The organism is Erwinia sp. PPS120, from assembly GCF_047918655.1.
Taxonomy (GTDB): Bacteria; Pseudomonadota; Gammaproteobacteria; order Enterobacterales; family Enterobacteriaceae; genus Erwinia; species Erwinia tasmaniensis_A.
Genome location: NZ_JBLREF010000001.1, coordinates 188,502 through 202,299 on the forward strand (window position 1 = coordinate 188,502; position 13,798 = coordinate 202,299).

Annotated in this window: 13 protein-coding genes; all 13 read right to left on the bottom strand. The window is 53.1% G+C overall.

Features of this window, described 5'->3' with window-relative positions; genetic code table 11:
- Window positions 1–5: 5 nt before the first annotated feature.
- The gene (locus ACLRGG_RS00865; protein ID WP_416247968.1) at window positions 6–767 is read right to left on the bottom strand and encodes an SDR family oxidoreductase; all 762 of its coding nucleotides are present in this window, start codon (window positions 765–767) and stop codon (window positions 6–8) included.
- A 32-nt stretch (window positions 768–799) separates the two neighbouring features.
- Window positions 800–2,125 (bottom strand): ABC transporter permease, encoded by a 1,326-nt coding sequence (locus tag ACLRGG_RS00870; protein ID WP_416247969.1) that lies wholly within the window; start codon window positions 2,123–2,125, stop codon window positions 800–802.
- Window positions 2,122–2,802, bottom strand: coding sequence for a hypothetical protein (locus ACLRGG_RS00875; RefSeq protein WP_416247970.1), 681 nt, complete (start codon window positions 2,800–2,802; stop codon window positions 2,122–2,124). The genes ACLRGG_RS00870 and ACLRGG_RS00875 overlap by 4 nt, the downstream gene beginning before the upstream one ends.
- The gene (locus ACLRGG_RS00880; protein WP_416247971.1) at window positions 2,792–3,508 is read right to left on the bottom strand and encodes an ABC transporter ATP-binding protein; all 717 of its coding nucleotides are present in this window, start codon (window positions 3,506–3,508) and stop codon (window positions 2,792–2,794) included. The genes ACLRGG_RS00875 and ACLRGG_RS00880 overlap by 11 nt, the downstream gene beginning before the upstream one ends.
- Window positions 3,505–4,578 carry a hypothetical protein gene (locus ACLRGG_RS00885; protein WP_416247972.1) on the bottom strand — a complete coding sequence of 358 codons (1,074 nt, stop codon included), beginning with the start codon at window positions 4,576–4,578 and terminating at the stop codon, window positions 3,505–3,507. Before ACLRGG_RS00885 ends, ACLRGG_RS00880 begins: the two co-directional genes overlap by 4 nt.
- Window positions 4,575–5,822 (bottom strand): beta-ketoacyl synthase N-terminal-like domain-containing protein, encoded by a 1,248-nt coding sequence (locus tag ACLRGG_RS00890; protein ID WP_416247973.1) that lies wholly within the window; start codon window positions 5,820–5,822, stop codon window positions 4,575–4,577. The genes ACLRGG_RS00885 and ACLRGG_RS00890 overlap by 4 nt, the downstream gene beginning before the upstream one ends.
- The gene (locus ACLRGG_RS00895) at window positions 5,819–8,380 is read right to left on the bottom strand and encodes a beta-ketoacyl synthase N-terminal-like domain-containing protein (RefSeq protein ID WP_416247974.1); all 2,562 of its coding nucleotides are present in this window, start codon (window positions 8,378–8,380) and stop codon (window positions 5,819–5,821) included. The genes ACLRGG_RS00890 and ACLRGG_RS00895 overlap by 4 nt, the downstream gene beginning before the upstream one ends.
- Complete coding sequence (locus ACLRGG_RS00900; protein ID WP_416247975.1) at window positions 8,380–9,630, bottom strand: aminomethyl transferase family protein; 1,251 nt, start codon at window positions 9,628–9,630, stop codon at window positions 8,380–8,382. The genes ACLRGG_RS00895 and ACLRGG_RS00900 overlap by 1 nt, the downstream gene beginning before the upstream one ends.
- 2 nt (window positions 9,631–9,632) lie before the next feature.
- Window positions 9,633–9,965: a phosphopantetheine-binding protein gene (locus ACLRGG_RS00905; protein ID WP_416247976.1), complete on the bottom strand. Its 333-nt coding sequence runs from the start codon at window positions 9,963–9,965 to the stop codon at window positions 9,633–9,635.
- A gap of 22 nt (window positions 9,966–9,987) precedes the next feature.
- Complete coding sequence (locus ACLRGG_RS00910) at window positions 9,988–10,530, bottom strand: 3-hydroxyacyl-ACP dehydratase FabZ family protein (RefSeq protein ID WP_416248028.1); 543 nt, start codon at window positions 10,528–10,530, stop codon at window positions 9,988–9,990.
- A gap of 64 nt (window positions 10,531–10,594) precedes the next feature.
- On the bottom strand, window positions 10,595–11,350 hold the full coding sequence (locus tag ACLRGG_RS00915; protein WP_416247977.1) for an SDR family oxidoreductase: 756 nt from the start codon (window positions 11,348–11,350) through the stop codon (window positions 10,595–10,597).
- A 16-nt stretch (window positions 11,351–11,366) separates the two neighbouring features.
- Window positions 11,367–11,735, bottom strand: coding sequence for a holo-ACP synthase (gene acpS, locus ACLRGG_RS00920; protein WP_416247978.1), 369 nt, complete (start codon window positions 11,733–11,735; stop codon window positions 11,367–11,369).
- Window positions 11,736–12,176: 441 nt separating this feature from the next.
- Window positions 12,177–13,685, bottom strand: coding sequence for an outer membrane channel protein TolC (tolC, locus tag ACLRGG_RS00925; RefSeq protein WP_416247979.1), 1,509 nt, complete (start codon window positions 13,683–13,685; stop codon window positions 12,177–12,179).
- Window positions 13,686–13,798: the final 113 nt, after the last annotated feature.

The following is a 13,798-nucleotide window of genomic DNA, read 5'->3' on the forward strand; positions in this document are numbered from 1 at the left end:
GCTCCTCAGGCCGTCAGCGATACGCCGAGATCGGCGACCAGGGTCGAGCCACGGATAGCGGCAGACTGGTCAGAGATCAGAAAAGCGACAATATGGGCAATCTCCTGCGGCTCTATCAGCCAGCGACGCGGAGAGGCCTGATAGCGTGCGTACAGATCCGGCCAGAGTTTTTGCAGATAGGGCGACATGTCGGTATTCACCATGCCCGCGCACAAACCGTTGACGCGGATATCTTTACTATGAAGCTCCACCTCGAGATACCCCACCAGAGACTCAAGGGCGGATTTGATAATGCCCAGCGGATAGTTCGGCAATACGCGACGGCTGCCCATGCTGGATAACACACATATTGAGCCACCGGCGGGCATCATGGGGGTAATGTCGTTGACGCAGCTGTTGTTACCAATAATGTTGCTGTTCAGCAGCAGCTTCCAGTCGCTGCGGGTCATTTCGCTGAAAGGCTTGAACGGCGCGCTGGCCGCATTGAGGATGAGGTGGTCGATATGCTCTACGCCATCCTGTCTGAGTCGCTTAATCATTTCCGTGATTTCACGAGGCTCACTGATATCGGCCCTGGCCAGTCTGACCGATACACGACTTGCGGCAGATGAAGTAAGGAGTTGCTGCAATCCCGCAGCGCTTTTTCCCTGGTCCTTACGGTAATTCAAAATCAGGTCGTAACCCTGCGTGGCTAAACACTGTGCTATTGCCATACCGATCCCGCGGCCAGCACCGGTAATAAATACCGTTTTTCCTTTTTTAGACATATCCAACTCCATTAACAACGGATAACCCTGATTCAAACAAAACGAAATGCTTCGGCGATAACGAGATTGGCCGCACGTCGCGAAGGAATAATTGAGGCAATTAACGCAGTAACCAGCGGCAGGGCACAGGAGAACCAGAACAGATGCATATCCCGATCCCACATGACAAAAGCCAGGTACCCCCTGGTATAGCCCGGGGAGGGCGGCATAGGTACGCCGTTAATATTGATAATCATGGCAACGATCAGGCCTGACCCTACGCTGAGAATGGCACCGATAATGCCGATAATAATCCCCTCAAGAATAAACAGACGGCCGATATAGGCCTTACTCAAACCCAGCGCGCGCAGGGTGGCTATTTCTCGCGTACGTTCAATCACGTTCATCATCAGGGTATTACCGATCATAAAGACGACGATGATGCTGACGATAGTTTTAATAAACAGGAATATCCCTTCAAACAGATTAACCACCTGATGATAGAAAATGGCCAGCTCATCCCATGAGTGGGCCTCCAGCGGCAGATTATTTTCTTTAATCAGCGCCCTGACCCGTTCCAGAACGGCCTGGGTCTGACGGGTATCCTGCAGGAGCAAAATTATCTTACTGACATCCTGCGTTTGCAGCAGGTGCTGCGCGGTCACAAGGGGAATTTTCACCGCCGTGTCGTCATAATCCTTAATGCCTGAGCGGAAGACGCCGCGCACCTGCGCTGACATAGCATTCTGTCCCCCTTCAGGATTGACGACCAGGAGATCGGTCCACTCGTCGTACCCCGCCGAAAGCATGCTGGAAACGCCGCTGCCCAGCGTGATATTGAGCGGCTTAACCGCCGAAAGATCGCTACCGGAAATAATACTGTCCAGCGCACCAAGCAGCAGAGATGTTTGCGGTTCAATACCCACGCCAGCAAAGAAAGTCGAAACGCCTTTGTCGTACTGAGAAATAATGCCTGAGAATTCCAGCTGTCCCGTGATAGTTTTCGTCTGCTCAGTAATAAAAGGGTCTGCCAGTAATGTTGCCTTAACAGAGTCATAATCTTTGATGGTGAACTGAAGCGAACGGCTGTTGCCGTTAGCCATATAGCCCTGTTGATAAATCTGTATATGGCCCAGGTTGGTACGAATAGTCTGTTCGCGAAGCGCGTAAAAAGAGTAATCAACAAAACCGCCGAAAATAAATACGGCTACGCCTCCTAAGGTGATCGCTAATAGCGTAACGGCGGAGCGGCGGCGATGGCGGAATAGGTTTAAAAATGTATAGCGAATATCCGTTGGCTTCCGCACCAGCGTGATTAATACGATACAGAGTGACCAGGCAATCAAAATATTGGCAACCCAAAAAAGAGTATTACTCATGGCTGCGCCTCCAGAAGCGGCATTAGCACATCAAGTATCTCCCCGGACGTCCAGCCGGGGGACGTACCGGACTGAATGCGGTAGAGCGGTGCCCCTGCGGCACCCATGGTGCGTAGCGCATTCCATGCCTGCGCTGCTTTTTCAGGCTGATTACAGCTCATCGCCGCGCGTGCCCGCATTAGCGTAAGCATCGGGGTGAGCGAGATCGGCAGGGTCGGACTTTGCAGAGCGTTTAAATCCTTATTGGCTACCACACATCGACCACTCTCAGCGGGAACAAACGCATTCATTCGTGCCCGCAGGTAGAGCAGCAGTGTGTTTTCCGGCTCCTGTTCTGCGGCTTCGTCGATGGCGTAATAGCCCTGCTTCGACAGTTCAGCTGCCCGCATATAATTCTTTTTCAACATATAATCACCTGCGAGAAATAGCTGTCCGTAGCCATAAAACATTTTTGCCGTGCGATCCTCAGGCGAGGCGATCAGACGCTGCTGTAACAGGGAGACGGCGTGGGTAAGCTGGCCGGTGTCCCGTTTATCCTTCATCATCAGCAGCGCCCTGGCCGTGGCGTTTTTCTCGGCAAGTGGCGCCAGCCAGTTGTCCAGACTCTCCTGCTCAGCACGGGCGGTACCCGTCAGGGCCAGCCACAGTACGAGCAACAGGGGTGTTTTATTTAGCATTAACGAAATCATCCTTAATTCTGCCATCCTCAATGTGCACCACGCGCCTGGCCCGATCGCGCAGCAGAGGCGAGTGGGTAGAAATAATGAACGTCGTTTTTAGTTCATGATTCATTGTCAGGAGCAGATCGATAATCTCTTCACCCGTACGGGTATCCAGATTGCCCGTCGGTTCGTCGGCCACCACTAAACGCGGTTTTTTTACCAGTGCGCGGGCAATGGCAACGCGCTGTTGCTGTCCGCCGGACAGTTCGCCTGGCGGACGTCGGTAGTGATCGATAAGGCCCACTTTTTCAATGATATGCATAACGTGTTCGCGGGCTTCACTGCGCCGGAATCCATTGAGCATTAGCGGGTAATAGACGTTGTCAAAAACGCTGAGTACCGGCAGCAGATTAAAAAACTGAAAGACAAAGCCTATGGCGTCGGCCCGCAGGGCAGCCATCTGCCTGTCATTCAGCATGGCAAGGTCCTGGCCCAGCAAAAACACCTTTCCTTCCGTTGGCTCATCAATGCCCGCGACCAGATTGAGCAGGGTGCTTTTACCGCTGCCTGAAGGGCCACAGAGCGCGATGAACTCACCGTCATGGATCTCAGTAGTGACGGCCTGTAGGGCATGAACAGGATAAGCCGCACTGCCATAGCTTTTACTGGCGTTTTGCAGTATCGCCAGCGGCACAGCCTGGATGGGGTGAGCGTCACTCATAACGTTTTCTCCCTGTTACGTTTATCTTCATGGCCGATCTGCGCCATATCGCTCTCCGCACGGGATGTCGCAGCAGGCTGACAGCGCACCAGCCACAGGCAGTGACCCGCGTGCAGGCTACTTATCAGGCCTGGCCCTGCGGGCGCACCCGCGTTATGCCAGAGGTGAAGGCCGAGTGCTGGATTCAGGCATCCGCTGTCTCCGTAGTGCGCATAGAGGGGAAGATGTGAGGAAAAAGGCGCGGCAGCACGCTGGTTGATGCTTAGCAGCGCAGGCGTGGGCGGTGCGGTACTGTAGATTTGTGCGCAGTCGGCTTCCTGCCAGCATGCGGTCAGCTGGGCCACGGCAGCGCTGGCCCGTTGCGCCAGGATCCGTCGTGGGCTGACTGAAAGCGTCGGCAGGCTGTCCGTCAGCCGGCTTACCAGCAGGCAGACATTGCGTTCCACCGCGAACAGGGTATTGCCTCCGCCATGATGACGGGCTCTCCCCGATGGCCAGCCAAGGGTTTCCGACAGAGTCATTACCGGGTAATGCCGGTGCTGACCGCAGATCACTACGTTATCCGCCACGCCGCTGTGCAGACAGTCCTGTGCCATCTCCAGCGCCAGCAGAAAGCCGTTACGTTCGCCGCGTAATTTACTGCTGAAAGCCTGGATTTTGTACGTCCAGGCGATTTTTTTCGGCAAAATATCGCAGAAGAGTGAGTCCCGCCAGTTATCAATTGCATCAAACAGGCTGCTTTCACCCCAGGAATCAAAGAAGATCATCGCGTTTTGCGCGTTGCGTCGCCGCAGATGTCGCTGCGCCTCTGAGGTGTTTAAAGCCAGATGGCAGGTATCGTTGAAGGCTTGCAGCGCGTCGCGCAGATGCGTTTTACGTGGCGTAAGCGGTGCGTCACCGCCGAAACGCTGGAACATCCAGTTATGGGCACGGAGATGCCTGCTGGCTTTTTTACAGAGCGAGGCTTCCCAGACATTGTGCCAGCCTGGCCTGAAAAGCACGGCCTGGCTGGTGGGTTCCTGCATCTGCATTGATACCAGGCCCATAGGCCTCGCTGAGGTGGCAATCATACCCTTCTGTCCTGGCCTGAGAGTACGGCGCTGACAATTGAACCTTCCATCCCCATGGCGGTTTTGACGATATGGCGGGCAGAAAGCTGACAGGAACCCTTATTGGTGTGTAACCGGAGCCGGGGGGGCGCAGTTGACGGGAGCTGTGAATGAAAAGGCAGCAGGCGCCGCTGTTTAAGCGCATCACAGGCCACAATCAAGTCCACCAATGCACTACAGGTTGAAAGATAGCCGATTTGCGCCTTATAGCTGACAACGGGCACACCTTCCTCGCCCCAGATTTTCCGGATAGCCATGGTTTCGGTATTGTCGCTGATGGGGATGCCGTTACCGTGGGGGAACAGGCAGCCGACGTCCGCGGCGTTGATACCGGCCTGTGCCAGCGCCTGCTCTATAGAATGGACAATAGTGCGAAAATCACTTATCGCGGCGTTATCACGCATACCGCTGTGCTGATAGCTGACGCAGCTGTCCAGGTAGCATTCAGGTTCGAGCCCGACGTGACGAGCGATGCTTTCGCTACACATCAGCAGGGCAGCGGCACCGTTACACATCAGGACGCTGCTGGCATGGCCATTAAAGGGACTTGCCGCACTCTCACCGAGCATATTTTGTGCCGCCAGAAAGAGCATATCCTGGGTGAGAATATCGACCCATCCCACCACCAGCGTCACGTCTGCCAGCCCGCTGCGCACAGCGGCGCGGGCAAGATGCACCGCAGACATTGATGAAGCGCTGGCGCTGTAAAGGGTGGCAGGAGGCCGGGTCAGGTGATAATCATCTGCCAGCGCTTCACTTAGCTTGTCCTGGGCATAGCAGCCCGCATGCAGCTTTTTGATCGCAGGGTAATAGAGCAGGTCTTCCGGATCGTTGCGATCCTGATAGGCGACGACCTCAGAAATGTCGGTGCGTAAGCCGTTACCGACCAGATAAACCCGCACGCGCTCCCCCGCCAGCAGCGCTTTCGTCTGTCCAGCCTCCCGTAATGCCTGATCGATGACGTTTTTCAGCACCTGCAACACCTGACGAAAGGTCAGGGCGCAGTAATGCTTCTGCGCCGGAAACGGTGAGTGGCGGGGATTGATCGCCATCTTCATCGCCGTCTGCGCTCGCGCCGAGCCAAACCAGGGACGCGAAGGCGTATAGTGACCCGCGGCAAGGGCCGCTATCAGCGAGGGGACGTCGCTGGCAAAGGCACTATAGGTACCACTGCCGATCACCGCTACCGGCTGGGAAGCCGTCATGAGCATCTCCTCAGCACGATCGCATAATGATTGCCCCCTTCGGTTGAACCCAGTATCAAGGCAGTATCCACCTGCTGCTGACGGCGTTCGGTAACGAAGTCAATATTATCCGTGCAGAAGGATTGGGTGTAAGGCAGGGGGGGGATCTCCCCGCGCTGCATAATTTCCGTCACCACAATCAGGTTCAAAATGCCCATACAGGCCTCAACCGCACCGAACCAGGCGTTGTAGTTCACGAAAGGGATCGTGGCGGTCCGATCGGCGAAGACCTGGCGCACGGCATCAACTTCTGCGCGATCGCTGCTGGTGGTGCCGATACTTGAGCCACAAATCAGGGAAACCTCATCAGTACTCAACTGGGCCTCTTCCAGCGCCTGACGGATGGCCGTGGCCATGGCCATGGCATTACCCGCGATATTTTCAACGTTGAAATAGCCGGTGTCGTTGGCTTTGCCATAGCCGATGATTTCTGCAAGTATGGGTGCGCCCCGTTCCGCCGCCCGCTCCAGATCTTCCAGAAACAGCATCCCCGATCCTTCGCCGGTCAAAAAACCGTTAAAGCGGTCGCTATAAATTTGATACGCCTGCGGCGTATCGGTAATTAGCAGGTTGCGATGCAGAGACTGAAGATAAACGGAAAAAGGATTCATCAACTCATCAGCACCGCCAACGATGGTTTCCGGCTGCAAACCCTGACGAACCAGTTCATAGCCATAGGTAAGGGCACCCAGACCGGCGTTGATCCCGGTGGCAAGCGTCGTGTTATAGCCTTTGATCCCTTCCGAAATTGAGCAGAAGGTCGAGATCGCATTCATCAGCGAGCCTGGAAATTCAGAGGTACGCACGTTGTTCGGGTCAGGATAGAGGCTGTTGAGGTAGCGCTCGACCCGCCTTTGCGGCCCCCGCGACATACCTAAAATTAAGCCAATCCGATGGCCGTCACGTCTGATTTTTCGGCCCGCTTCCTTCATCGACTGGGTCAGCGCCAGCAAGGCAAAGGTGCTGACATCGTCGGCTTTGCGGGCATCAAAGCGGCGCAGGTACTTACGCGGTTCCAGGCCCGTCACCTGATGTTGCCATGTTTTTCCCTTCAGCTTTTTACGCCATGCATCACCATCGCCGTAGCGCTCGAAAAGAAAGGCCTCAACCTCACTCTGTCCCCGAACATTCGCGATCATGGCGTCAAACAGCTGGCACGTTTCATCGTCCAGCATTAGCTCGGTGAGGTTTTGCGGTGAGGTCTCCTGCCAGATCCGATCCAGCACCGCGCGCACGTCGTGCCCTTGTGACGTCACCATACCTCGCCCGGTGATCGCCACCCGGCGCGGCCTGTATGCTGTCTCTGGTACGCTTCCCGCGTGTGGCGTGGCGATAATGCAGCAGTTGTTGCCGCCAAAGGCGTAGTTGTTTTTCATAAACAGGCCAACCTGGCCCTGCTGAAAGTCGTTAGGCACGTAGTTGAGATCGCAGTTGATACGCGGTATGCCGAAGTTCAGCGTCGGTAAAATCAGCCTGTCTGGCAGCGTAACGAAGCAGGCAATCATCTCAATGATGCCTGCGGCACCGATATTGTGGCCAATATAGGATTTTGTTGAACTGATCGGCAGGGAGGCAATCTGCGGGAAAACTTTCTTCATCGCCACCGTTTCACAGCGATCGTTGGCTTCGGTGCCGGTTCCATGGGCATTGATATAGTCAATATCCTCCGGTACCAGCTGGCCGTTCGCCAGCGCATCGTTCATCACCTGCACAGCGCCCTCTGCGCGCGGGTCGGGAGCCGTATCATGGTAGGCATCCCCGGACGTGGCATACGACACCATTTCGCCATAGATGGTCGCGCCGCGCGCAAGGGCATGCTCATACTCCTCCAGCAGCAGCGCCCCGGCCCCTTCTCCTATCGACATGCCTGGCGTACCAGAAAAAGGGCTGGTGGGCGTGGTTTTCATGGCCTGAAGCGCATAAAAACCGGCGAAAGTAGGCAAATAGATAGGCTCGGTGCCAATCACCAGCGCAGTACTGTTTTTATTATTCTGGATGAGATCAAACGCAATGCCCATCGCGTTGGTGCTGGCCGTACAGGCTGTTGCCAGTAGCTCAAAGCCGCCCTTCAGGCCCAGCAGGGAGGAAACAATCGCGCTACAGGATGAGAAACAGCCACATACAATTGCCTTCTTCAGTGAAAACTCATCGGGCTGATTTTCAAAGAGCGGGATAAAGGCTTCCGTCCCGGCGGATGAGACGCCGATAATTAGCGCGGTTTTCGCACGCTGTTCTGCCTCATGCAAATGCGCCGCCTCCAGCGCTTCAAGGCCCACTTTGTAAGCCCACAGAGCCGCATTATCCAGCGAGGCAATTTGCTCCTGGCTCAGGTTGGGCAGTTCGATCGGTTGCAGGACCTCTGATGCATTGGCATCGTTGAACCAGCGATGATATTTCTCACTGGGTCGAATGCCACAGGTCTTATTAAGCAGTGCCTGTTTGAACTCCGTAACGTTGCTGGCAATAGATGACAGCTGCCCCATGCCGGTAATCACGACCCGTTTGCGCTGTGTTAGCATTATTTCATTCCCTGACTACTCATTTCCCCCGGAGCGGCAGGCGTAGCAGCCTTTTCCGCTTCTTCACGTTCTTTCTGCCATTCAAACTGCTGCATGAGATCGCGAGGGCGGCGTTTGTCGATATAGCTGTGTTCGGCGGGGTTAATAAGGAAGCTATAGTTGCGGGCGAAAGGCACGGCAGCCGTACGCAGCGCAATCACGTCGCCGCTGCTGCTGCAGGCTTTAAGATGATCAAGAGCGGCCCAGGCGAATTCGCTGTCGATAAAAAGGCGACCGATGGTTTTATCAATATCCGCAGAGTAGCCGCATTCAATGACCACGCCGACCACTTCATCATCAAGTAATACCTTATCGCCAAAGGCGAGCGTCACGTCTATTTGACCATCGATGCTCATCCCGATCGCGCGGCGGTCCGGTCCGGCGTCGAGTCGCCCTTTCAGGGCCTCCATGCCGATGAATTCATCTTTGTCATAGCGCACCATCCACTGTAGCTGTAGCTCTATCGGGCAGCGGCTAAGGGAGAGCAGTGGGGTGGGGGTAAAACACGGGTTTTCGAGCCGCACCTGCTGCTGATAGTCCAGGCCGCCCAGGCAGAGATCGAATTTTTCACCCGCCTCAACCAGCTGCTGCCAGGCATTGGCCAGCGAAGCATAGTCACCAAAAAGTTTATATGAAAATTCACCGTGCTTACCGGCTCTCAGCAGGATCAGCTCATCAAAAACATGCATATGCTCCTGAAAGGGCAGGCCCGCGATATCCATACCGTAAAGTTCAACCAGCAGTTCCCAGCTGTAGGGACCTTCGATATGCAGTAGCCCCTGTTCATTCAGCGGTATAATCTGTTCAATGTCGTCAAATTCGCCGCTGCGCTTAGCCATCAGCGCCGTGATCCTTTCACACAGCGCCTCACTGGTCATCCACTCTGAAAAAAGCAGATAAGACTCTTCGTCGCAGAGGATATAGAGGTCGGTAATAATCTGACCTTCGTCATCCAGCATTAGCGTATACATGGCCTGCTCATCGCGAATAGAGGAAACGTCACCGCTTACCAGGATATTAAGGAGCTCCCAGGCACTCTCACCGCTGATTTTTGCCTTACCAAAATGGGAATAGTCACACAGTAAGATATTCTGGCGGACGGCACGATGCTCTTTTTCCGGTGTGTGATAGTGAGCCGGTATTTTAATCCCGTTGCGTTGCGTCATAACGACATGATTATGCTGATGCAGTTCAAATAAAAGATTACTCATTTTTATTGCTCCAGGCTCGGGACAGGATCGCTGCTGTTTACTGAAGCATCGCTGCGTTTTTTCTCAATAATAAAGGACGTAAGCGTATTCACACTGCGCATATAAGACGGATCGTCCCCCTCTCCAACGCGGATGCCAAATTTCTTATCCAGCAGCACCAGGAGTTCAGTTGCGTCAACCGAGTCCAGCTTTAATCCGCTGCCGAATAGCGGCGTATCATCATCAATTTGTTCTGGCGTATGATAAAGATTCAGGCGTTCAATAAGTCCGCGCTTTACGTTAAGCAGTGTTTCTTTGCGTTCCGCGATAGCTGCTTCCAGTTCTGCTCTGTCCATAAGGTCGACCTCTCCATTTTTATTAATTAATCACTGCACCACGGTTTTCAGCCCTGGCGCGCTCGACCCGAAAATTGATAATTTTCCCCTGGCTGGCGATATGCCTGCCTACCCTTGCATTAACGTTATAATGATAAAATCCGTGGCTGTCTGACATACTGAGCTGGCTGGTCACCTCAATGGTGTCACCAGGAACAACGACATGTTTAAATTTAAGATCCTGTGCGGCCAGAAATCCGACAATACGGTGTCTCTCAGCCAGTACCCGTTCTTTCCCTTCCTGCGTATGTAGCGACTGGGAAATATCGTCGAATTTTTTTAGTTCACTGTCGCAGGCCTTATAATGCGCCAGACAGTAATCATTTAGCAGGCTGAGATACTCACTTGCCTGACCAAATATCTCTGCAATCATTACGCCAGGCATTATCGGGTTATCCGGGAAATGCCCATTGATATAGGGATCGTTAAAAGAGACATGCTTCATTACGGTAATCGTGCCATTTTCTCCGGGCCTGAAATCAGTGATGCGATCCACCATAAATATCGGTGAGCGCCACGCGCCCATCTTCAGCAGTAGCTGCGGTGAGACAAGGCTTTTACTGTTTTTCACTCGTGTAATCCTTTGTTCGCTATCGCATAATCAGACCGCCATCGACGATCAGCGTTTGACCGACAATGTAGCTGGCCTCGGAGGAGCCTAAAAACGTCGCAACGCTGGCGACCTCATCAACGCTACCCTGACGGCGAAGGGGGATAGCCGTCATGATCGAGCGCATGATTTGACGAGGGATTTTTTTCACCATACGGGAATCAATCACGCCGGGGGCAATGGCGTTCACCCGGATCCCCCGGGTGGCAAATTCAGCAGCCAACGTGCGCGTAAAGCCAATCACGCCCGCTTTTGCCGCGCTGTAGTTAGTCTGTCCAAAGCTTGCGGTAACTCCGGCTACGGAAGCGATATTCACAATGGTGGCCGCGTCAGCCAGACTCAGTAACCGAACCATCGCTTTACAGATATTGAAAGTGCCGTAGAGATTAGTCTGCACAACGTCGTCGAAGATTTGCCAGTTCATTTCTGAAAACAGCGTATCCCTGCACAGGCCTGCGTTATTCACCAGAATATGCAGTTCTTCGATCTTTTCGCCGATAGCATTAGCAAGCTGCCCGACTTCGTCACGCCTGGTAATATCACAGCGGCAGAGTTCCAGACGCGCGGCCTCCGGATGCGCATTTTTGAGATCCTGCAGCTGCTGTGGGTTATTTTTATAAACGGCGAAGACATTACACTGCTGTTGCAGAAAATGTCGGCAAATAGCGATGCCGATATCGCCACTGGCCCCGGTAACCACAACATTTTTATCAGCAAGATCGGGATAAATGACCATTAATATTCTCCGGTGCTTAGCATAGTGCGGCTACAGCTACCGCATAGGTGGAACAGTGCGAAATACTTAAGGTTGCCGACTGAATATTTTTTTCACTCGCCAGCCTCAAAAATTCCCCGCTGAAGTAATAGTGGGGACATCCGTATTCATCATGAACGATCTCTATATCGTGAAAGGAAATGCCATAGCGAAATCCCAGCCCCAGTGCTTTAACGGCCGCTTCTTTCGCAGCCCAAAAACCAGCAAATCGCTCAGTATTATTCCGAACCGGTTCCAGATATATTTTTTCCTGTGTCGTGAGTACGCGAGAAATAAATGCCTCACCGCTATTTGTAAGAGCGGCAGCAAGACGATCTATGGCGACAATATCTACACCAATCTTCACCGATCTGAGTATCCTTTAATTTCCCCACTTATTGTCAATAATTTTTAATTCTCTCATCATCATTTAACCTGTGGGGCGTGTATGTGTGTTTTTTTAAGTGCCATGTTAATTTTCGTAAAACACGACAGAGTATTTATAGTGTTAACAAAGAAACGTTGGGAACTTTTAAAAAGCGAGCCGATAATCACCACCTGCTTTTATGAAAATTATTCAGACGAATAAGTGATATTTTCCAATTTTAATTATGCCTGTGGTTATTTATAGAGTGCTTGAAAAAAAGACATGATAATTAATCGGCGGATAAATTTTAGACGCATTTCAACACAGGGTGTACAATCGTGAAATAGAAAAAAATTTATATAAAGAGGCGCGTACTATTATTGGGGGATGAGGTGTGAGTAGTGAAAAAAAGGGCAGTTAATACTGCCCTGAGGATAATAATCAGTGACTGAATGGATTACGGCGGGTGCTAACCGGTGCGCTACGGTGAACGGCAGCAGGCGCTGCCGTGCTGCTGCCCGTATCAGCCGCGGTTTTTTGCACCGCAGATGAGGTATTGCCACTGTCAGCGGAGGCATTTTGCTGCGGTGTTTCAGGCGCGACGGTCTCGGGCGACGTGGGAACATCTTTACCCAGACGGCTGTTAAGCGTCTGCAAATCCTGCTCGTTTAGCGTACCCAGCGCTGACTTAATATTCAGCTGGTTAATCATGTAGCTGTAACGGGCATTGGCAAGCTGCTGCTTCGCGTTATACAGGGTTGAGGTGGCATCCAGCACGTCAACGATAGTGCGGGTGCCAACCTGATAACCGGCTTCCATCGCATCAAGAGAGCTTTGAGCGGAAACTACCGCCTGCTTATAGGCTTCAATGCTGCTGATAGAGGCGTTCACGTTGTTAAACGAAGAACGAACGGTCTGAACCGCTGAACGGTGCGCGCTTTCAAGCTGTTCACTGGAGGAGACGAAGGCATACTGCGCCTGCTTCACCTTAGATGTGACCGAGCCGCCGCTATACAGCGGCAGGGAGAAGCTCAGACCCACCTGGTTAGACCCGCTGATATTGTCCGTGGTTGAGGTGGAGCGTTCTGCGTAGCGGCCGCCGTATTTGCTGTTGGTCAGGCCGGTAGAGGCCGTCAGGCCTACCGTGGGCATATGACCGGTTTCTGCCTGGCGAATTTCTTCACGAGACAGGTCCTGTGTCAGACGCGCGGAGAGCAGGCTCAGGTTGCGGCTTTCCGCTTCCTTCAGCAGCGCGTTAACCGGCTGAGGTTTTTCGGTTCTGAAACTGTCAACGTTCAGTGAAGCCAGGCTTGGATAGTAGTTACCTGTCACCTGACGCAAGGTTTCCACGTTGTTATCCAGCGCATTACGCGCGGTCACTTCGTTGGCCAGCACGGTGTCATACTGTGAGCGGGCATTCTGCACGTCGGTAATCGCGACCAGACCAACGTTGAAGCGCTGGGTAGTCTGATCGAGCTGGCGATAGATTGACTGTTTCTGCGCTTCAATATAGGAGAGCGTATCAATGGCGTTCAGCACGTTAAAATAGGCGGTTGCCGTGTTCAGAATTAGCGTTTGTTGTGCATTCTGATAGGTGACATCCTGAATGCCCGCCTGCTTCTCCTGCAGGGTCAGGGCGCGCCATTTTGACATATCAAAAATGGTTTGCGTCAGCTGAAGCGATCCGCTGGCCGTTTTAGAGTTCAGGCCACTGCTGTCGCGGTATCCATTATTATAAGTATAATCAGCACCCAGACCGAGCTGAGGAAGCAGTGGGCTACGCGCTTCGTTGATTTTCTCAAAGGCCGCATCGCGGTCGGCTGCAGAACTGCGCAGATCGGGGTTAGATAACCGGGCCTGCTGATAAACCTGCAGCAGGTTCTCCGCCTGGCTGCCGACGCTGAAGCCGCCCAGACTCAGGCCGATAAGTAACGGGAGCAGTTTCTTCATTTGCATTCCTTGTAGTGCAGCAAAATTGCTATGGTAGCGCTGACGTAAGTCAAAAAATAATCGCCGATTTTAACGAGTACACGGAAGAGATAAGTTGGCTGAAAGTGCCATGT

What these genes read in the sequence shown, in the direction of transcription:
- ACLRGG_RS00875 (WP_416247970.1), bottom strand. Translation starts at nt 2,802, where the DNA reads ATGCTAAATAAAACACCCCTGTTGCTCGTACTGTGGCTGGCCCTGACG.
- ACLRGG_RS00900 (WP_416247975.1), bottom strand. Translation starts at nt 9,630, where the DNA reads ATGAGTAATCTTTTATTTGAACTGCATCAGCATAATCATGTCGTTATG.
- ACLRGG_RS00890 (WP_416247973.1), bottom strand. Translation starts at nt 5,822, where the DNA reads ATGACGGCTTCCCAGCCGGTAGCGGTGATCGGCAGTGGTACCTATAGT.
- tolC (WP_416247979.1), bottom strand. Translation starts at nt 13,685, where the DNA reads ATGAAGAAACTGCTCCCGTTACTTATCGGCCTGAGTCTGGGCGGCTTC.
- ACLRGG_RS00865 (WP_416247968.1), bottom strand. Translation starts at nt 767, where the DNA reads ATGTCTAAAAAAGGAAAAACGGTATTTATTACCGGTGCTGGCCGCGGG.
- ACLRGG_RS00915 (WP_416247977.1), bottom strand. Translation starts at nt 11,350, where the DNA reads ATGGTCATTTATCCCGATCTTGCTGATAAAAATGTTGTGGTTACCGGG.
- ACLRGG_RS00895 (WP_416247974.1), bottom strand. Translation starts at nt 8,380, where the DNA reads ATGCTAACACAGCGCAAACGGGTCGTGATTACCGGCATGGGGCAGCTG.
- ACLRGG_RS00910 (WP_416248028.1), bottom strand. Translation starts at nt 10,530, where the DNA reads ATGGGCGCGTGGCGCTCACCGATATTTATGGTGGATCGCATCACTGAT.
- ACLRGG_RS00870 (WP_416247969.1), bottom strand. Translation starts at nt 2,125, where the DNA reads ATGAGTAATACTCTTTTTTGGGTTGCCAATATTTTGATTGCCTGGTCA.
- ACLRGG_RS00885 (WP_416247972.1), bottom strand. Translation starts at nt 4,578, where the DNA reads ATGATTGCCACCTCAGCGAGGCCTATGGGCCTGGTATCAATGCAGATG.
- ACLRGG_RS00880 (WP_416247971.1), bottom strand. Translation starts at nt 3,508, where the DNA reads ATGAGTGACGCTCACCCCATCCAGGCTGTGCCGCTGGCGATACTGCAA.
- ACLRGG_RS00905 (WP_416247976.1), bottom strand. Translation starts at nt 9,965, where the DNA reads ATGGACAGAGCAGAACTGGAAGCAGCTATCGCGGAACGCAAAGAAACA.